This window comes from Streptomyces sp. NBC_00620, from assembly GCF_026341825.1.
In the GTDB taxonomy this organism is placed as follows: Bacteria; Actinomycetota; Actinomycetes; order Streptomycetales; family Streptomycetaceae; genus Streptomyces.
In genome coordinates, this window is record NZ_JAPENY010000003.1 from 142,305 (window position 1) to 160,177 (window position 17,873).

Sequence of the window (17,873 nt, forward strand, 5' to 3'; positions counted from 1 at the left end):
GGCGAGCTGTCGAAACCCAGCGGGCCGAAGAACGCGGTACGGCCGGTGACCACGGCCGGCCCGTCGGACTCCAGGTAGCGTCGCTCGCGCGTCACCTGTGACCATCGCGCCCCCGGCAAGTACACCGGCCGCCCTCCGTACCTGCAGTCCACGCGCTCTGCGAGCACGATCCCCTCGGCGACCAGCCACGCCACCGTGTGCTCCGATCGCGCTCCGGCGTCCTCGGCCGTCGCCCCCCCAACTGCCGCTCACAAGTCGGCACTTGTTCTTGGCTGGTCCTTCACAATGTGCTTGGCTCACCCCGATCCTTGGCTCGGCCCATGTATCGGCATACGGAGGCCTGTGGTGTCACCTACGAACGAACCGTCCTCGTCCCCCGCCAGACCCCGGCCCCGCCCCGCCGCCCTCAGTCGGCGCGGTCTGCTGGTCGGCTCCGCGGTCGTCGCGGGTGCGCAGGCGCTGAATATCCGTACCGCGCACGCGGAGCCGGTGCACCAGGATCCCTTCAAGCTCGGTGTGGCCAGCGGCGATCCGCTGCCGGACGGGGTCGTTCTGTGGACCCGTCTGGTGGCCGACCCCTACGACGCCGCGTCCATGGGGACGCGTCCGGTGCGCGTGGAGTGGGAGGTCGCCACCGACGAGCGGTTCCGCAAGGTCGTCCGGCGCGGCACGGAGACCGCCGTGGCCGCGCACGCGCACAGCGTCCACGCGGATGTACGGGGCCTGGCGCCGGGCCGCGACTACTGGTTCCGGTTCCGTACGGGCCGTCAGATCGGCCCGGCGGCCCGGACCCGTACCGCCCCCGCGCCCCACTCCCGCCCCCGCGGGCTGCGGATCGGTCTGGTCAACTGCCAGGACTGGCAGAACGGTTACTGGCCCGCGTACACCGCGCTGGCCGAGGAGGACCTCGATGTGGTCGTGCACGTGGGCGACTACATCTACGAGTACGACCCCAGCAGCGTCTACGCGGACCGATTGCACACCGCCCCACAGACTTCCGGCCTCGACCAGCTGGCCACGCTCGCCGACTACCGTGCCCGGCACGCCCAGTACAAGACGGATCCGGCTCTGCAGGCGGCCCATGCCGCCTTCCCCTGGATCGTCACCTGGGACGACCACGAGGTGGAGAACAACTACGCCGGTGTCATCGACGAGATCGACGACACCGGCGCGCGACACCAGGACCCCGCCGCCTTCGCCCGCCAGCGCTCCGCCGGTTACCAGGCCTACTACGAGCACATGCCGCTGCGGCGCAGGTTCGTCAACGGCTCCTCGGACTACCGGCTCTACCGCCGCTTCGACTTCGGCGACCTGCTCCGGCTGAACGTCCTCGACACCCGCCAGTACCGCACCGACCAGCCCGGCGGCTTCTTCTCCGACTTCGGCACCGTCGCGGCGGGACTCGGCAACACCGACGGCACCCTCACCGGCGCGACGCAGGAGAAGTGGCTGCGGCAGGGGCTGAGCCGCTCCCCGGCGCGCTGGAACGTCATCGCCCAGCAGGTGATGATGAGCCAGATCAGGTTCCCCAACTTCCTCGACCCGACGCACCCGCTGCCGCCCATCGCGAACCTCGACCAGTGGGACGGCTACGACCCGGCCCGGGCCCGCTTCCTGCGCTTCCTGCGGGACGCCCAGGTGGCCAATCCGGTCGTGCTCGCCGGGGACATCCACTCGTCGTGGTTCAGCGATCTGCGGATCGACCGCGACGACCTGGACAGCGACCCGGTAGCCGTCGAGTTCACCGCGACCAGCGTCAGTTCCGACTTCCCCATCGCCTTCGACGCCCCGCTGAAGGCCTACAACCCGATCCTCAATCCGCACGTCCGCTACTTCGACGGCTCGCGCCGCGGATACCTTCGACTCAACGTCGACCGGCAGCAGTTGACCACCGACGCCCGGACCGTCGACAGCATCGCGGTCCGCCAGTCACCGGTGAGCACCACCGCTTCCTGGGCGGTGGCGGCGGGCGAGCCGGGGCTCACCGCCGTGTGACCCACCGGAACCGGCAGGAGCCGGACAGCAGCAACAACATGGTGGAGAGCGCCCCAGGAGGCCGAGGGGCGCTCTCTGCTCGCTTTCTCGTTCAACCGTTGGGTTGAACGCGGCGTCCACCTCCTGCCTCCGCGCCGCGGCCACCGGCTCGGTGGGGCTGGCTGCGGAGATCGTCGGTGAACTCGTCGGCCAAGTGGTCAGCCCCGACCATGAGTTGAGCGGGCGTGAGATCGAGGTCGTCCGGCTGTTGACCGAGGGCCGCAGCAACCGGGCGATCGCCGAGGCCCTGTTCCTCAGCGAGGCCACGGTCAAGACCCACCTCGTCCGCATCTATCGCAAGCTGAGGGTGTCCAACAGGCCGGCGGCCGTCTCGGAAGCCGTTCGCAGAGGGCTTCTCGAACTCACCTGACCCGCGCTCGGATCAAGCTCACGGCCATTGTCAGTGGTGGCGGGCAAGATGACGGACATGACCACACCAGTTGCAGTGATCGTGGATGCCACCGCCTATGCGCAGGCAGTCGAGGACGCAGTGAAAGCGTCGGCCGCCTATTACACGGGCGGCACGTCGGTGCTGGACGACGACGCGTACGACCGGCTGGTGCGTGGCATCGCGGCGTGGGAGGCCGACCATCCCGATCAGGTGCTGCCGGACTCGCCGACCGGGAAGGTCGCGGGCGGCGCCGTTGAGGGGGATGTGCCGCACACGGTGGCGATGCTGAGCCTGGACAACGTGTTCTCGCCGGAGGAGTTCACCGCCTGGACGGCGTCACTGGCCCGGCGGATCGGCCACGACGTCGGACAGTTCAGCGTCGAGCCGAAGCTGGACGGGCTCGCGATCGCCGCCCGCTACACCGGTGGTCGCCTGACCCGGCTGATCACGCGCGGCGACGGGACGGCAGGGGAGGACGTCTCGCACGCGATCGGCACCATCGAAGGCCTGCCGGACGTACTGGCCGAGCCGGTCACGGTGGAGGTGCGCGGCGAAATCCTGATGACCACCGCGCAGTTCGAGCACGCCAACGAGGTACGGACCGTGCACGGCGGGCAGCCGTTCGCGAACCCGCGCGGTGCCTCGGCGGGCTCCCTGCGCGCCAAGGAGCGTGCCTACACCGTGCCGATGACGTTCTTTTGCTACGGCCTGCTGCCGCTGCCCGAGACGGAGCCGGCGCTCGCGGCCCGGCTGGGTGAGCTCGCTCACAGCGAACTCATGGCCCAGGCCGCCGGGTTCGGGGTGAACACCACGGCGACCACCGCCGTGCCCGGCACCACCACCGACACGGTCGAGCAGGTCCTGGCCCGGGTCCAGGAGATCGCCGCGCTGCGCGCCCAGTTGCCCTTCGGGATCGACGGGATCGTCATCAAGGCCGATCTGGCCGCCGACCAGCAGGCCGCGGGATCAGGTTCACGCGCCCCGCGCTGGGCGATCGCGTACAAGCTGCCGGCCGTGGAGAAGATCACCCGGCTGCTGGCGGTGGAGTGGAACGTGGGCCGCACCGGCATCATCGCCCCGCGCGGCGTCCTGGAACCCGTCGAGATCGACGGGGCCACCATCACGTACGCCACCCTGCACAACCCGGCCGACATCACCCGCCGCGACCTCCGCCTGGGCGACCACGTCATGGTCCACCGGGCCGGCGATGTCATCCCTCGCATCGAAGCCCCCGTCGCCCATCTGCGCACCGGCGAGGAACAGCCCATCGAGTTCCCCGAGGTGTGCCCGCGGTGCGGATCCGCCATCGACACCACCGAACAGCGCTGGCGCTGTGAGAACGGCCGCAACTGCCACCTGGTCGCCGCTCTCTCCTACGCCGTCGGCCGCGACCAGCTCGACATCGAGGGCCTCGGCACGACGCGCGTCGTCCAGCTCGTCGAAGCCGGCCTGGTCGCCGACCTGGCCGACCTGTTCGCCCTCACCCGCGAGCAGTTGCTGAGCCTGGAGCGGATGGGCGAGACCAGCACCGACAACCTCCTCGCGGCGATCGCCACGGCGAAGACGCGGCCACTGTCGCGGGTGCTGTGCGCGCTCGGCGTCCGCGGCACCGGCCGCTCCATGTCCCGTCGGATCGCCCGGTATTTCGCCACCATGGACAACCTCCGTGCCGCCGATGCCGAAACGATGGAGCAGGTCGAGGGCATCGGCACCGAGAAGGCCCCCTCCATCGTCGCCGAACTCGTCGAACTGGCCCCACTCATCGACAAACTCACCGAGGCCGGGGTGAACATGACCGAGCCGGGCGCCACCCCTCCCGACCCTGCCGCCGTCGACGCGGAAAGCGACTCCGCGGAGCCGTCGGGCGGACCGCTGGCCGGGATGACGGTCGTCGTCACCGGTGCGATGACCGGCCCACTGGAGAAGCTCAGCCGCAACCAGATGAACGAACTGATCGAGCGCGCCGGCGGCCGCTCCTCCTCCACCGTCTCCAAGAAGACCAGCCTGGTCGTCGCCGGGGACAACGCGGGCTCCAAACGCGCCAAGGCCGAGTCCCTCGGCATCCAACTGACCGCCCCCGACGAATTCGCGACCCTCATCGCCGACTACCTCGACTGATCCCGCCCCACGAGGCGGAAGCCGTTCCTCACCAGCCGACGGATGATCTCCGAGTCCAACGCCGGGTTCGCGGCGGCCGCATGGGCCAGTTCGTCGTCGTCGAGGAGTTCCGCCAGTCGGGACCGCGGAAGATTCGGGTGACGCGCCAGCGCGGCCCGTACGGCAGGGTCCGGGTCCCGGGTGAGCCGCTCCGCGGTTGCCGGTTCGGTCCCGGGGTCACGGGCGGCCAATGCCCGGACCTCGGGATCCTCGTGGTCGGCGAAGGCGGCCAGCCCGGCGGTGGGGAAGTTCGGGCGCGTGATGAGGTGCGCGCGTTCGCGGCCGGTGTACTCCAGGAAGCTGCGGAGCAGGAGCGGCGCCGGAGCGTGCGGATGGTTCTGGGCCAGCAGGACGCGTACGCCGAGGTCGTCGTCGACGGCAAGGAGTCCCACGAGCTCCGGTGGCAGAGCATGGTCGACGGCCGCCTCCCGGCGCAGCAGCGGATGGCCGGAGTGTGCGTGCCGGCGGACGGTCTCGGGGTCGCGGGGCACCTCGGGCGCGTACCGGAGGACGAAGTCCTGGGCCGTACCCGCTGGGCCGGATCGGCATGAGGATTACGCGCGAAGAAGCTGCGGGTGTACCTGTCGGGGTGCTCGACCACGGCGTCGACGACAGCGTCGGGGAGAACCCGATCCCGGCACAGCACCATGCGTACCGCCAAAGGCCCGTCGGCGAGCAGCCGCAACAGGGCATCCTCCGGGGCGGACGGATTGAGAGCCAGCCCCGCAAGGCGACGCGTGGGCAGATCGGCGTCAGCCCAGATGTCCTCAGGTGTAGGCATGCGTCGCGCCCCCGTGTATCAACCGGCCCCCATGGAGCACCCGGTCGACGACCCTAGCCGAACCGTCGCCTCACGATGCCCGCCTGCGACAATGGCGTTAGCGCTGGTGTTCGGCGGAACCCGCCGTGGACGATGGAGGAGCCCTGTGCCACTGCCCTCAAACCCGTTGCGGAAGCTGGGCTTCCTGACCATCGGGCTGTTCGACGGGGAGAACCCCGGCCAAGGCCACGAGTCGACGCTCGAAATCATCGAGCTGGGTGAGCGGCTCGGATTCGACAGCGCGTGGGTGCGGCACCGCCATCTGCAGTACGGCATCTCCTCCCCGGTCGCCGTGCTGGCGGCGGCCTCACAGCGCACCAGCCGCATCGAGCTGGGCACCGCGGTCATCCCCCTGGGCTGGGAGAATCCGCTCCGGCTGGCCGAAGACCTGGCGACGGTCGACATCCTGTCCCGGGGCCGCCTCAATCCCGGCCTCAGCGTCGGCCCGCCGATGCACTACGACCGGGTCAAGAGCGCGCTCTACCCCGACACCGCCGAGGTGGAGGACTTCAGCTACGACCGCATGGAACGGCTGCTGGACTTCGTGCGCGGCGAACCGGCCACGGACTCCAGCCGCATCGAGGGCTTCGAGGTGTTCTCCGACCGCGTCCAGCCCCACTCCCCCGGCCTGGGCCGACGCATGTGGTACGGCGGCGGAAGCCTGCGGTCGGCCCAGTGGGCCGGCGAGCACGGCATGAACTTCCTGACCAGCAGTGTGGTGAAGGCGGAGGAGTCCGAGGACTTCGCGGAGATCCAGCTCTCGCACATCCGGGCCTTCCGCGCCCGCCATCCCGACGGGGACCGTGCCCGCGTCTCCCAGGGTCTCGTCGTCATCCCCACGGACAGTGCCACGGAGGAGCAGCGCACGAAGTACGAGGAGTACGCCCGCAAGCGGACGCCGCGTACCGCCACTCCGCAGGGACCCGCGCGCATGATGTTCGCCCCCGATCTCGTCGGCACCTGCGACCAGATCGCCGAACAGCTCTACGCGCACGCGGCGTTCCGGGAGATCGACGAGGTCGCGTTCGCGCTGCCCTTCACCTTCGACCACGCCGACTACGTCCAGATCCTCACCGACATCGCCACCAAGCTCGGCCCCCGACTCGGCTGGCAGGCGGCCGTCTGAACCGATCAGTCCGCGGGGGCCGCCGGAGGCCGGGGTGGCGCTACGCCGTCCAGGACGGCGTCGATGACATCGCAGACGAACCGGTCGCTGAGCGGGGCATGGCCGTGCAGGAGCCGGTGGTAGACCGGGCCGTAGAGCAGGTCGAGTACGACTTCGATTTTGGTGTCCGCGGAGATCTCGCCGCGTTCGATCGCGCGCTGGAAGATCGCGCGGGCCTGCTCACGGCGGGGCTCGACAAAGCGTGTGCGGTATTCCTCGGCGAACTGCGGATCCGTCTGCGCCTGGGTGAGCAGCGCGGCAATCACGCGCCCGTACGGACGCCGGTCGGCGAGCCGTACCCAGGGGCGCAGGAGGCTGCGCAGGTCGCCGCGGAGCGATCGGGTGTCGCGGGCCGGCGGGACATCTGCCCATTCGTGATAGAGCGCGTCCGCCGCGAGGGTCTCCTTGGTGGGCCACCAGCGGTAGATCGTCGCCTTGCTGACGCCGGCCCGAGCGGCGACGGTATCCATGCTCACGGCGGACAGGCCGCGCTCGAGGAGGAGTTCCGCCGCCGCGTCGAGGATTGCCTCCCGCGCCTTCTCGCTGCGCGGCCGTCCGCGCTGGGGGGCGGCCTCCGGCTGGTCAGGGTTCACGCACGGCTCCCGCTGGTGCTCGCTTCGGCACGCCGACGGGGCTCCGACCTGCCGGACCCTGGTGGGGTGTCGCGGCCGTGTGGTCGAGGACCTCGTAGAGGGAGGCGATGTCGCGGTGCGCGTATCCCAGCTGTTCCGCCCTGGTCAGCATGGTGTCGATGACCGAGGCCGAGGGGACCGGGAGGCCCAGGTCGTCGGCGGCTTCCAGGGCGAGCCCGATGTCTTTGTGCATGAGCTGCACATCGAACCATGCCTGGTCGGGCAGATCGAGTATGAGCGGGGCGCGTGCCTGCAGGGTCGGCGATCCGATGGCGCTGGTGACCATCACCTGCGCTGCCAGTGCCGGGTCGATTCCGCCGCGTTCGGCCAGCAGTACGCCCTCGCTGAAGGCCAGGATCTGCGACGCGAGGCTGATGTTGATGGCCAGCTTGAGCAGCAGTGCCTGACCGTTCGCGCCGACATGCGTGACCGTACGGCCGAACTGGCGCAGCAGCGGCTCGACCGCGCGGAAGGCGGCCTCCGGGCCGCCGACCATGACGGCGAGAGTGCCGTCCGCCGCGGCGGTGACGCTGCCGGAGACGGGGGCGTCGAGCAGGGTGGCGCCGAGCGCCTGCACACGATGTGCCAGCTCGCGGCTGGCCTGCGGGCTGACCGTGCTCATGTCGACGTAGACGGTGCCCGGGGCCAGTCCGGCGAGAATCCCGTCCGGGCCGGAGGTGACCGCCCGCAGCGCCGCGTCGTCGGTGACCATACTGAAGATCACCTCGGCCTCCGCGGCGGCCTCGCGCGGTGTTGCGCGCCAGGCCATTCCCCGGCCGATCAGTTCACTGGCCCTCGCCGCGGTGCGGTTCGTGCCGTACACCTGGTTGTCGTCCAGCAGGCGGCCCGCGATCCGGCTGCCCATGGCGCCCAGTCCGACGAATCCGATCGTGGTCATGGCCGTCACCTTCCTTCGCTTGCTTCGATCTCGCTGATGTCCTGCTCGGTGAGTTCCAGGCCCGCCGCGGCGACGACTGGGTCCACCTGGGCGGGCCGACGGAATCCGGTGATCGCGCCGTCCACCGCGCGGTTGTGCAAGGTCCACGCGACCGCGACGGCCCCCGGCGTCACGCCGTACCGGTCCGCGACCGCCTGCAGCCGCGCGACCAGCGCCAGGTGCTTCGACAGCTGCGGCTCGGCGAAGCGCGGGTCGCGGGCGCGCCAGTCGTCCGCCGGAAGCCGCTCGATCCGCTCGCGTGTCATCGCGCCGGTCAGCAGGCCGGAGCCCATCGGGGAGTAGACGATGACGCCGATCCCCTCGTGTTCGGCGAAGGGCAGGATCTCCTCCTCCACGCCACGGTCGACCAGCGAGTACGGCGGCTGGAGAGTCTCCACGGGCGCGATCGCCTGGATCCGGCGCAGTTGCCCGGCGTCGAAGTTGGACACGCCGATGTGCCGGACCAGCCCCTGCTCCTTCAGCTCGGCCAGGGCCGACCAGCCCTCCTCGATGTCCTCCTCGGGGATCGGCCAGTGGATCTGATAGAGGTCGATCGCCTCGACGCCGAGCCGCGTCAGGCTCGCCTCGGCCTCCCGCAGGATCGAGTCCCGCTTGAGGCTGTGGCGGACGCGGCCGGTGCCGTCGTCGAGGAGCGACGCCTTGGTGAACACGTACGGCCGCCGCGCCAGGCCCGCTATCGCCCGGCCGACCACCTGCTCGGACCGGCCGAAGCCGTACGCGGCAGCGGTGTCGATCCAGTTGATCCCGACCTCCAGCGCCCGCTGGATCGCCGCGACCGACTCCTCGTCCTCCTGCGGCCCCCACCCGAACTCCCAGCCGCCTCCGCCGATCGCCCACGCGCCGACACCGACCCGGGTGATCTCCATGCCGGTGGCGCCCAGCTTGCTTGTCCTGAGTTGCGTCGAGTACATCGCTCCTCCAGTACGCCGGGGAGACCGGACCCCTACGGGTCCTGGGCAACCTCCCCACATAACAAAACTAAACGACCAGTTTCGAAACTGCAAGACGAAGTCGGACATTTCTCCTTTCCGGCCGATCCACTGCGGCCCATTGCGGCACCCGCGGCCGTCGGCAGCCGGAACCGTACGCACCCGTACTGTCGTCCCCGTCCCGGGAGACCGGTGATCACCACCGTCTCGCCGGCACGACTCCAAGGTGGAGACGGATGACAGGCACGGTGACCGGCGCCCCGCGCGCCGCCGACCGGCGGCGCACAGGCAGTCGGCGCGTGCGCAGGTGGGGGCTGCTGGGCTGCGGGCTCACGCTGGCCGCACCCGCCGCGCTGCTTCTCGTACGGCTGACGGGACTTGACGCGGGAACGCCTCTCGCGGTGCCCATGGTGCTCTTCCCCTACTCAGCCGTTCTCAGCGTGCTGGTGCTGGGCGTCGTGGTCGCCGTTCCCGCTCTGCGCTCGCGATGGACGGTGGCCGTCGTCGCGGTTCTGGTGGCCGTCCAGGTGGGGGCGCTGATACCGCGGTTCGTGCCCGCGGGCCGGCATGTTCCGTCGGGATCAGCGGAGTTGCGTGTCGCCACCCTCAACACCGATGTCGGCGGTGCCGATCCGCGCGCCGTGGTGGAGTTGGTCCGCACGGAGCGGATCGACGTGCTGGCCCTGGAGCAGCTGCCGCCCGCCGGGGTGGCCGCGCTGGACAAGGCGGGTCTGGGCGCGCTGATGCCGTACCAGGAGCTCCACCCGGAGTACGACTCCTCGATCTACTCGCGGCGCCCGCTGTCCCACGGCGGTACGACGGACTCCGGCACCGCGTGGCCCCAGACCACCGCCGAGATCAGCGTCGGTGGACGCACGGTGAAGCTCGTGGCCGTGCACACCTACTACCCCCTCGGAGACGCGGAGCGCTGGACGCGGGACATGACCGCCCTCGCCTCACTGGCCCGGCGCAGCGGCTCCGACGCCGTGTTCCTGGGCGACTTCAACGCCACTCTCGACCACACACCGATGCGCAGGCTGCTGGCGGCCGGGCTCACCGACACCCACGCCGAACTCGGCCAGGGATGGGCCCGCACCTGGCCGGTCGGCCTTCCGCTCCTGCCGCCGATGGTCCAGCTGGACCACGTCCTGCACGGCTCCGGCCTGGCGGCGGTCTCCGTGGGCGAGCGCACCTTGCCGGGTACGGACCATCGGGCTGTCGTGGCGGTACTGGCGGTGCTGCCGACCTAGGTCGTGTCCGCAGAGTGGGTTGGTCGTTGGTCTGTTCGTGGTGCGTCGTCATGAGTTGACTGATGAGTCGTGGGCGGTGATCGGGCCGTTGCTCGCTCCGCCGCGGATGGGCCGTCCGGTGCGGGACCGCCGTCAGGTGGTCAACGGCATCCTGTGGAAGCTGTCGACCGGGGCGGCCTGGCGGGACCTGCCCGAACGGTACGGGCCGTGGAAAACGGTCTACGAACGCTTCCGCCGCTGGTCCGCCGACGGCACATGGGACCGGCTGCTGGCTCACGTCCAGCAGCATTCCGACGCCGTCGGCGCGGTCGACTGGACGATCGTGTGCCTGGACTCCACGACCGTGCGGGCCCACCAGCACGCCGCCGGGGCCCGAAAAGGGGGCCGTGGCCGGGCGAGGCGATCGGCCGTTCCCGCGGCGGACTGACCACGAAGATCCACCTGGCCTGCGACGGCCGGGGCCGGCCGCTGGCCTTCACCCTCACCGGCGGGAACGTCAACGACTGCACCCAGTTCGAAGCAGTGATGGCCCGGATCCGGGTGCCGGGATGCGGGCCGGGGCGACCCCGGACCCGGCCCGAGCGGGTCGCCGCCGACAAGGGCTACTCGTCCACGAAGATCCGCACCTACCTGCGCCGACGCGGGATCAAGGCAGCGATCCCGGAACGCATCGACCAGATCAACGGCCGCATCCGCCGCGGCGAGAGCCTCTGCCGGCTCGACAAAGCGGCCTACCGGCGCCGCAACCTCGTCGAACGCTGCTTCAACAAGCTCAAGCACAACAAAGCCCTCGCCACCCGCTACGACAAACGCGCCCGCCACTACCAAGCCCTGGTCACCATCGCCTGCCTACGACTCTGGCTCCCCTGACATTGCGGACACGACCTAGGGCCGGCCGACCGCGGTCACCAGGCCGGCATCATGGCCTCGGGATAGCGGGAGCCGGCGGCGCCCTGCGGCAGGATCCGCTGGATGTCGGCGAGGTCCTCGGGGGTGAGCCTGACCTGCGCAGACGCTGCGTTCAGGGCGACGCGGTCGGGGCTGCGGGTGCCGGGGATGGGCACGATGTCGTCGCCCTGGGCGAGCAGCCAGGCCAGGGCCAGCTGTGTGACGGCGATGCCTTTGGAGTCCGCGAGCTCGGTCAGCCGCCGCACGGCGGCGAGGTTTTTCTCGTAGTTCCCGGGCTGCCAGCGGTCGTCCCAGCTGCGCATGTCGTCGGCGGCGTACTCGGCGGCGGGTCGCACCGCTCCGGTGAGGAAGCCGCGGCCCAGCGGCGAGTACGGCACGAAGCCGATGCCCAGCTCGCGCACCACCGGCAGCACGTCCGCCTCCACGGCACGCTCGAACACCGAGTACTCGGTCTGCAGTACGGAGACCGGGTGGACGGCGTGGGCGCGCCGGATGACGTCGGGGCCGGCCTCGCTGAGGCCGAAGTAGCGCACCTTGCCTGCGGCGATCAGCTCGCCGACCGCGCCTGCCACATCCTCGATGGGGACGTCCGGGTCGACACGGTGCTGGTAGAGCACGTCGATGTGGTCGGTGCCAAGGTGGCGCAGGCTGTTCTCGGTGACCTCGCGGATGTGCTCGGGCCAGCTGTTCAGCGCGGTTCCGATCTTGTTCGGGTCGGTCAGGTCGAAGCCGAACTTGGTGGCGATGACGATGTCGTCGCGGAAGGTGCGCACGGCGCGGCCCAGCAGCTGCTCGTTGCTGCCGGTACCCATGCCGTACAGCTCTGCCGTGTCGAAGAGGGTGACGCCCAGTTCGTGGGCTCGGCGGATGGTGGCGATGCCACCCGGCTCGTCGGCGGCGCCGTAGGCCATGGTCATGCCCATCGTGCCGAGGCCGATTGCACCGGCCCGGAGCCCCTGGGTGCCGAGTTCGCGCTGGGGCAGGCCCTTGTTCGTGTCGTCCTGAGTCATGCCGTCCACGCTAGGCGGGCGGCCACCGCGGGTCATGTGGCGCTGATCGCATAGGATTGCCCAATCCTCTCACCAAGGGAGTGCGTCGTGCTTGACCAGCTTGCCGCCGCCATCGCCCGGCACACGGACGGCTGGTGGTCCGCCACCTCGGTGCCCCGCCTGACGGTGGTCGCACTCGACGAACTCATCTCCGCCACCGACCTGTTGTACGAGCCGATGATCTGCTTCGTCGCCGACGGTGCCAAGCGCACCCTCGCGGGCGACCGGAGCTGGGTGGCCGGCCGTGGGGAGATGTTCCTGAGCTCGGTCGTGCTACCGGTCACCGCCACCTTCGAGCGGGCGCCGTACCGTTCAGCGGTACTGCACCTCGACAGCCGGGTGCTGACGGACCTGTTGCTGGAACTGGACGAAACAAGCCCGCGCGCCCTTCCCGGCCCAGGCGGGCAGATCACCGCGCCGATGACGCCGGAACTCGTCGACGTGGTCACTCGGTGGGTGCGGCTGCTCGACACCCCGGAGGACATCCGCCCCCTGGCGGCCCGCACCGAGAGCGAGATCCTCTACCGGCTCCTCAGCAGTCCGCTCGGCCCGGTCCTGCGCCAGTTCGCGATGGTCGACTCCGGCGCGTCCCGGATCCGGGACGCCGCCGCATGGATCAGCACGCACTACAGCGCACCGCTCACCGTGGAGGAGATCGCGGCGGCGGCGCACATGAGCACGGCCACCCTGCATCGCCATTTCAAGGCCGCGACCGGCATGAGCCCGATGCGCTTCCAAAAGCACCTCCGCCTGCAGGAGGCACGGCGCCTACTGGTCGGCGGGGACACCACCGCGGCCCAGGCCGCCGAAGCCGTCGGATACGCGAGCGCCACCCAGTTCAACAGGGAGTACCGACGCGCCTACGGCCTCCCGCCGGCCCAGGACGCGGCCCGCCTGCGCGGCTGGCTGACGACTGCCGGGTGAGGGATCGGCGCGAGGCTTCGGATCGGGTGTAGCGAGGCCGCCGCGCTGCCGGGGACCGCGTGGTAGCTTCCGTATACAAGGTGTATGCGATCTCTGGGGGTAGTGGTGGCGTCCGGTCGGGAGAAGGCGTACGCGTACCTCAAGGACACGGTGCTGACGGATCCGGCGATGCAGGGAGAGTTTCTCTCGGAGCAGGACATCGCCGACCGGATCGGGGTGTCGCGCACGCCCATCCGAGAAGCACTGCTGCTGCTCGCGGCCGAGGATCTCGTCGAGCTGGTGCCCAAGCGCGGCGCGCGTGTGTCGCCGCTGACGGGCCGGGAGATCTCCGAGCTGATGGAGCTGCGCGGGATCGTCGAACGGTACGCGGCCCAGCAGGTCATCGGAGCGGAGCGGGCTCCACTGCGGGAGCTGGGCGAACTCCTGCAGCGGCAGCGGGAGTTGAACGGCCCCGACCAGGCCAAGGAGTTCATCGCCGTTGATCACCTCTTCCACTCCACCCTCGTGTCCGCCGTGGGCAACAGGCTGCTCGAACGGCACTACGACGGGCTGCGCAGCCGTCAGGTCAGGGCAGGGGTGGTGGCGCTCTACAACCAGCACGGCCGCCAGGAGGCGGTGCTCCACGAACACCAGGACATCCTCACCGCGCTCGCGGCCGGTGACGCGACGGCCGCGTGCGCCGCGATCGACAGTCATCTGCAATCGACACTGAAGGTGCTGCTCGCCGGTTAGGCAGAGGCGACCGAGTCACCCCTGCGGGTAGGTGAAGACGAGCATGGTGACGCCTTCGGCCGTCGTCCAGGGGCCATGGGGCATTCCAGGTGGGCGGCAGGCGTACGAGCCCTGCGGGAACGTCTCGTCAAGGGTGAGGTCGTGCAGATCGCCCTGGAGGATCCAGACCTCTTCCCAGAAGTCGTGCCGGGTCACGCCGTCGGCGGACGTGTCGGTGCCCGGCGCCCACCGGACGAGCGTGGTGCGGTGTGCGCCGGTCGGGTCCTCGGCGAGGACGCGCTCTTCGATCCCCTCGGCGGCCCGGGCCGGCGCTGTCCAGGGCCCCGCGGGCAGGTGGAACTCGAGCTCCGGTTTGTTCATGAGTCCCGCCCCAGGCGACGGTTGGCCAGCACCGACGTCTTCTTGCGGACCGCCGCGACCTCGTCGACATCGAGGTCGGCGATCAGCAGGCCCGGCTCCGCATCCAAGCCCGCGCGTACGGTCCCGTCCGGGCCGACCACCAAGCTGTGCCCGATGCCTGTCGGCGCCGAGGAGTGCGCTGCCACTCCCCCGGCCGCCGGGTCGGCCTGGTCCACGGCCGCGACCCAGAGCGTGGCGTCGAGGGCGCGGGCACGGACCAGCAGTTCCCACTGTTCACGCTTGCCCGGCCCGGCTCCCCAGGACGCGGCAAGGAGCGTCGCTACGGCACCCGCGTCGGCGTGCGCCCGGAACAGTTCGGGGAAGCGGACGTCGTAGCAGGTGGCCAGTCCCATGCGTACGCCGTCGATGTCGATCGTGACGATCCGCGAGCCCGCGGCGACCGTGTCCGACTCGGCGTAGCCGAAGGCGTCGTACAGATGGATCTTGTCGTACGCCGCCTCGACACCCGGGCCGGTGGCCAGCAGGGTGTTGGCCACCCGTCCGCGCGGAGCCGGGGTGAACATGCCCGCCACCACGACGGTGCCGGCCGCGGCTGCGATGGCGCGCACCGCATCCGCCCAGGGGCCGTCGAGGGGCTGTGCGATCGGCGCCAAGGGGGTATCGAAGCAGGCCATCGACGCCTCGGGGAACACGACGACGCGCGCTCCGGCCGCCGCGGCGCGATGGGTGTCGTCCTCGATGAGTGCGAGGTTCTTGTCGGGTTCGGGTCCGCTGGTGAACTGGCTCAGGGCGATACGCACGGGCGGCCTTTCTGCGTCGGGATGGATGCGGGCGGGGATCGGCGCGGGATCAGGAAACCTCGGCGGCGGGTTCGGAGGAGTGTGCGACGCGTGGCATCTCCTCGTCCGTGGCGTCGTCCGCGTCCCGGCCCAGCGACAGGCCGGCGATGGTGACGGCCGCGGCGACGGCGATGTACAGCGCCAGCGGAACCCAGCTGTCGTACGAGCTCAGCAGAGCGGTGAACAGCAGCGGTGCGACCGCGCCGCCGATGAGGCCGGCGAGCGTGTAGGCGAGCGAGGAGCCCGTGTAGCGCAGCCGTGGCGAGAACTGCTCGGCGATGAAGGCCGCCTGCGGCCCGTACATGACGGAGTGGATGGCCAGGCCCACGACGACGCCGAACGCGAGAAGAGGCCAGCTGCCGCCGTCGGCCATCAGGAAGAACACGAACGGCCATACGCCCGCCGCCACGGCCGCACAGCCGTACAGCAGACGCCGGTTGACCCGGTCGGACAGGGCTCCGGCGAGCGGGATGAGGAAGACCTGGAGCGAGGAGCCGATGAGTACGGCGGCCAGGGCGGAGCCGCGCGCCATGCCCAGTTCGCCGGTGGCGTAGGTGAGGACGAAGACGGTGAACATCGCGTAGAGCACGTCGGGTCCGACGCGGCACAGGATGGCCGCGCACAGGGCGCGGGGCTGGGTGGTGAACACCTCGCGGATCGGCGCCTCGGGCCGACTCTGTTCGGCCTGCATCGCCTTGAACACCGGTGTCTCCTCCAGCTTGGCCCGGATCCACAGGCCGAAGCCGACCAGCACGCCGGACAGCAGGAACGCCACGCGCCAGCCCCAGGACAGGAACTGATCCTCCGTCAAGAGTGCGCCGAGGGCGGCCAGGACGCCGTTCGCGAGGAGGTTGCCCGCGGGCGGGCCGACCTGTGCGGCGGAGGCGTAGAAGCCGCGGCGGCGCGGGTCGCCGAACTCGCTGGACAGCAGGACTGCGCCGCCCCACTCGCCGCCCACGCCGACGCCCTGGGCGAAGCGCAGCACGACCAGGGCGATGGGAGCGGCGACACCGACAGTGCCGTACGAGGGCAGCAGGCCGATGAGGAAGGTGGCCACGCCGATGAGGATCAGCGTGGCGATGAGGACCTTCTTGCGGCCGATGACATCGCCGAGCCTGCCGAAGACGAAGCCGCCGAGCGGACGGGAGAGATAGCCCACCGCGTAGGTGGAGAACGCCAGGAGCGTGCCGGTGAGGGGGTCCTCGGAGGGGAAGAAGAGGTCGCCGAAGACCAGGGCGGCGGCGGCCGAGTAGACCGCGAAGTCGTACCACTCCAGGGCGGTGCCGGTGAGGCTGGCGAAGAAGGCGCGGCGGATGCCGGAGCGGCCCGGCGGCGGCGCCTCCGTGGCCTGCTGGGTGTGCTGCATGCTGCCTGTTCCTTGCGTCGGGGGACGTCGACCTTTCGGCATACTTCTTGTATACAGGTCGTATGCGCAACCCCTGCGCCGGAAGTTAACCGCTTCGAAACCGATCCCTCCAGGAGTTCCCGTGGCCGTGCTGACCTTCGAACTGCCCGACGGTTCTGTCCGTGACGTCGATGTACGGCAGGTACTCAACGCCGGATACGCCGGGCGCAGCCAGCAGGATGTCGCCGCGCACGTCGCCGAGCTGGCCGAACTCGGCGTGCCCGCGCCGTCGGTGACCCCGGCGCTCTATCCCGTCTCCCCCTATCTCGCCCAGCAGACCGACACGGTCGCCGCCCAGCACGCCCGCACCTCCGGCGAGGCCGAGTGGGCCCTGATCGTCGCCGCGGACGGAGAACTGCTGCTCACCGCCGCCTGCGACCACACCGACCGGGATCTCGAGGTGCACGGGGTCGCCTGGAGCAAGAACGCGGGCCCGGACGTCCTCGCCCGCCGCGCCTGGCGGCTGGCCGACGTCGAGGCGCGCCTCGACGAGCTCACCCTGCGGGCCTGGGTCACCCACGACGGCAAGGAGTCCGAGATCCAGAGCGGCACGCTCGCCGAGTTGCTCACTCCGGGCTACTGGGCCGAAGTCCTGCGCTCCCGGGGCGACTTGGTCCCCGGCACCGTCCTCATCTCCGGGACCATCCCGATGGCCGAGGACGTGGACCAGTTCGCCGAGACCTGGCGCGTGGAGCTGGGCGACCCGGCGACCGGAGACACGATCCGCCTGGCCTACGACGTGATTCCGATGCCCGAACCGATCGGCTGAGGGCGCCGGAGGTCCCCGTAGCGGTGGCTGGGCTCCGCTACGGGCCGGTCCTGCCGAGGTCCAGGCGTCCGACGTGTGCCACGTTCTTCTGGTCGTCGGCGTCGTCGCCGGCCTGGGCGGCGAACCAGGCGTCGAGGATCTCCCTGAGCAGCGGCTCGGAGGTCAACCGCAGGCTCAGCGCCAGCACATTGGCGTCGTTCCAGCGGCGTGCGCCGTCCGCCGTGTACGCGTCCGTGCACAGGGCCGCTCGTACCCCCGCCACCTTGTTCGCGGCGATCGACGCGCCCGTGCCGGTCCAGCAGCAGACGACCGCCTGGTCCGAGGTCCCGGCGGCGACCTCTCGGGCCGCCGCCTCCGAGCAGAACGCCCACTGGGTGTTGTCGCCGGGCTTGAGCGCTCCGTGCGTCAGCACTTCGTGTCCGCGGCTGCGCAACTCCGTGACGAGGGAGCGGGCCACGGGTTCGTCCATGTCCGAGGAAACGGAGATCCGCATGCCTCGAAGACTACGCAGCGGATGAGCCGGATGTCTTCGGGCCTCTGCCGCCGACGC

The 17,873-nt window shown here is 70.6% G+C and carries 17 protein-coding genes and 1 pseudogene; 9 read left to right on the forward strand and 9 right to left on the reverse strand.

Annotation, left to right across the window (positions count from 1 at the left end):
- Positions 1-345 precede the first annotated feature (345 nt).
- The 3 genes and pseudogenes from OG246_RS31980 to ligA all read left to right on the forward strand — a co-directional run bounded on the left by OG246_RS31980 (position 346) and on the right by ligA (position 4,543).
- On the forward strand, positions 346-1,995 hold the full coding sequence (locus tag OG246_RS31980) for an alkaline phosphatase (protein WP_266471349.1): 1,650 nt from the start codon (positions 346-348) through the stop codon (positions 1,993-1,995).
- Between the two features lie 127 nt (positions 1,996-2,122).
- Positions 2,123-2,404 (forward strand): annotated as a pseudogene (locus OG246_RS31985) (response regulator transcription factor); the annotation flags it as partial.
- Positions 2,405-2,461: 57 nt separating this feature from the next.
- Complete coding sequence (gene ligA, locus OG246_RS31990; RefSeq protein ID WP_266471351.1) at positions 2,462-4,543, forward strand: NAD-dependent DNA ligase LigA; 2,082 nt, start codon at positions 2,462-2,464, stop codon at positions 4,541-4,543.
- On the opposite strand, the gene OG246_RS31995 is transcribed toward ligA, so the two are convergent.
- Positions 4,531-5,073, reverse strand: coding sequence for a hypothetical protein (locus OG246_RS31995; protein WP_266471354.1), 543 nt, complete (start codon positions 5,071-5,073; stop codon positions 4,531-4,533). The two genes, ligA and OG246_RS31995, sit on opposite strands and share 13 nt — an antisense overlap.
- 435 nt (positions 5,074-5,508) lie before the next feature.
- Between OG246_RS31995 and OG246_RS32000 the strand changes: the two genes are divergently transcribed.
- The gene (locus OG246_RS32000; protein WP_266471357.1) at positions 5,509-6,528 is read left to right on the forward strand and encodes an LLM class flavin-dependent oxidoreductase; all 1,020 of its coding nucleotides are present in this window, start codon (positions 5,509-5,511) and stop codon (positions 6,526-6,528) included.
- A gap of 5 nt (positions 6,529-6,533) precedes the next feature.
- Here the strand turns inward: OG246_RS32000 and OG246_RS32005 are convergent, their stop codons facing one another.
- Genes OG246_RS32005 through OG246_RS32015 form a run of 3 tightly spaced genes read right to left on the reverse strand, consistent with a single transcriptional unit; the run spans position 6,534 to position 9,068 of the window.
- Positions 6,534-7,160 carry a TetR/AcrR family transcriptional regulator gene (locus tag OG246_RS32005; RefSeq protein WP_266471358.1) on the reverse strand — a complete coding sequence of 209 codons (627 nt, stop codon included), beginning with the start codon at positions 7,158-7,160 and terminating at the stop codon, positions 6,534-6,536.
- A complete protein-coding gene (locus OG246_RS32010; RefSeq protein ID WP_266471364.1) occupies positions 7,150-8,097 on the reverse strand; it encodes an NAD(P)-dependent oxidoreductase in 948 nt (315 codons plus the stop codon). The genes OG246_RS32005 and OG246_RS32010 overlap by 11 nt, the downstream gene beginning before the upstream one ends.
- Positions 8,098-8,102: 5 nt before the next feature.
- Positions 8,103-9,068 (reverse strand): aldo/keto reductase, encoded by a 966-nt coding sequence (locus tag OG246_RS32015; RefSeq protein ID WP_266471366.1) that lies wholly within the window; start codon positions 9,066-9,068, stop codon positions 8,103-8,105.
- A 254-nt stretch (positions 9,069-9,322) separates the two neighbouring features.
- Here OG246_RS32015 and OG246_RS32020 point away from each other — a divergent pair, with 254 nt between their 5' ends.
- Both OG246_RS32020 and OG246_RS32025 read left to right on the forward strand, forming a co-directional pair.
- Entirely contained in the window at positions 9,323-10,336 is a 1,014-nt protein-coding gene (locus OG246_RS32020) for an endonuclease/exonuclease/phosphatase family protein (protein ID WP_266471367.1), read from the forward strand.
- A gap of 40 nt (positions 10,337-10,376) precedes the next feature.
- A protein-coding gene (locus OG246_RS32025) for an IS5 family transposase (RefSeq protein ID WP_266474891.1) occupies positions 10,377-11,206 on the forward strand; the annotation gives its coding sequence in 2 pieces (ribosomal slippage) (positions 10,377-10,716 and positions 10,716-11,206; 831 coding nt in all).
- 35 nt (positions 11,207-11,241) lie between these two features.
- Here the strand turns inward: OG246_RS32025 and OG246_RS32030 are convergent.
- Complete coding sequence (locus tag OG246_RS32030; protein ID WP_266471373.1) at positions 11,242-12,255, reverse strand: aldo/keto reductase; 1,014 nt, start codon at positions 12,253-12,255, stop codon at positions 11,242-11,244.
- An 87-nt stretch (positions 12,256-12,342) separates the two neighbouring features.
- Between OG246_RS32030 and OG246_RS32035 the strand changes: the two genes are divergently transcribed.
- The gene (locus OG246_RS32035; RefSeq protein WP_266471376.1) at positions 12,343-13,218 is read left to right on the forward strand and encodes an AraC family transcriptional regulator; all 876 of its coding nucleotides are present in this window, start codon (positions 12,343-12,345) and stop codon (positions 13,216-13,218) included.
- Positions 13,219-13,323: 105 nt separating this feature from the next.
- A complete protein-coding gene (locus OG246_RS32040) occupies positions 13,324-13,950 on the forward strand; it encodes a GntR family transcriptional regulator (RefSeq protein WP_266474893.1) in 627 nt (208 codons plus the stop codon).
- 15 nt (positions 13,951-13,965) lie between these two features.
- Here the strand turns inward: OG246_RS32040 and OG246_RS32045 are convergent, their stop codons facing one another.
- Genes OG246_RS32045 through OG246_RS32055 form a run of 3 tightly spaced genes read right to left on the reverse strand, consistent with a single transcriptional unit; the run spans position 13,966 to position 16,515 of the window.
- Positions 13,966-14,310, reverse strand: a complete 345-nt coding sequence (locus OG246_RS32045) for a cupin domain-containing protein (protein WP_266471378.1) — start codon at positions 14,308-14,310, stop codon at positions 13,966-13,968.
- Positions 14,307-15,110: a nitrilase-related carbon-nitrogen hydrolase gene (locus OG246_RS32050; RefSeq protein WP_266471380.1), complete on the reverse strand. Its 804-nt coding sequence runs from the start codon at positions 15,108-15,110 to the stop codon at positions 14,307-14,309. The genes OG246_RS32045 and OG246_RS32050 overlap by 4 nt, the downstream gene beginning before the upstream one ends.
- 49 nt (positions 15,111-15,159) lie before the next feature.
- Positions 15,160-16,515, reverse strand: a complete 1,356-nt coding sequence (locus OG246_RS32055; RefSeq protein ID WP_266471383.1) for an MFS transporter — start codon at positions 16,513-16,515, stop codon at positions 15,160-15,162.
- 121 nt (positions 16,516-16,636) lie between these two features.
- Between OG246_RS32055 and OG246_RS32060 the strand changes: the two genes are divergently transcribed.
- Complete coding sequence (locus OG246_RS32060) at positions 16,637-17,323, forward strand: DUF2848 domain-containing protein (protein WP_266471386.1); 687 nt, start codon at positions 16,637-16,639, stop codon at positions 17,321-17,323.
- A 37-nt stretch (positions 17,324-17,360) separates the two neighbouring features.
- Here OG246_RS32060 and OG246_RS32065 read toward each other — a convergent pair whose 3' ends face one another.
- Positions 17,361-17,816, reverse strand: a complete 456-nt coding sequence (locus OG246_RS32065; protein WP_266471388.1) for an RpiB/LacA/LacB family sugar-phosphate isomerase — start codon at positions 17,814-17,816, stop codon at positions 17,361-17,363.
- Positions 17,817-17,873 lie beyond the last annotated feature (57 nt).

Excerpts from the sequence above, each read along its gene's own strand:
- OG246_RS32065 (WP_266471388.1), bottom strand. The coding sequence starts at position 17,816 with ATGCGGATCTCCGTTTCCTCGGACATGGACGAACCCGTGGCCCGCTCC.
- OG246_RS32030 (WP_266471373.1), bottom strand. The coding sequence starts at position 12,255 with ATGACTCAGGACGACACGAACAAGGGCCTGCCCCAGCGCGAACTCGGC.
- OG246_RS32015 (WP_266471366.1), bottom strand. The coding sequence starts at position 9,068 with ATGTACTCGACGCAACTCAGGACAAGCAAGCTGGGCGCCACCGGCATG.
- OG246_RS32055 (WP_266471383.1), bottom strand. The coding sequence starts at position 16,515 with ATGCAGCACACCCAGCAGGCCACGGAGGCGCCGCCGCCGGGCCGCTCC.
- OG246_RS32020 (WP_266471367.1), top strand. The coding sequence starts at position 9,323 with ATGACAGGCACGGTGACCGGCGCCCCGCGCGCCGCCGACCGGCGGCGC.
- ligA (WP_266471351.1), top strand. The coding sequence starts at position 2,462 with ATGACCACACCAGTTGCAGTGATCGTGGATGCCACCGCCTATGCGCAG.
- OG246_RS32045 (WP_266471378.1), bottom strand. The coding sequence starts at position 14,310 with ATGAACAAACCGGAGCTCGAGTTCCACCTGCCCGCGGGGCCCTGGACA.
- OG246_RS32010 (WP_266471364.1), bottom strand. The coding sequence starts at position 8,097 with ATGACCACGATCGGATTCGTCGGACTGGGCGCCATGGGCAGCCGGATC.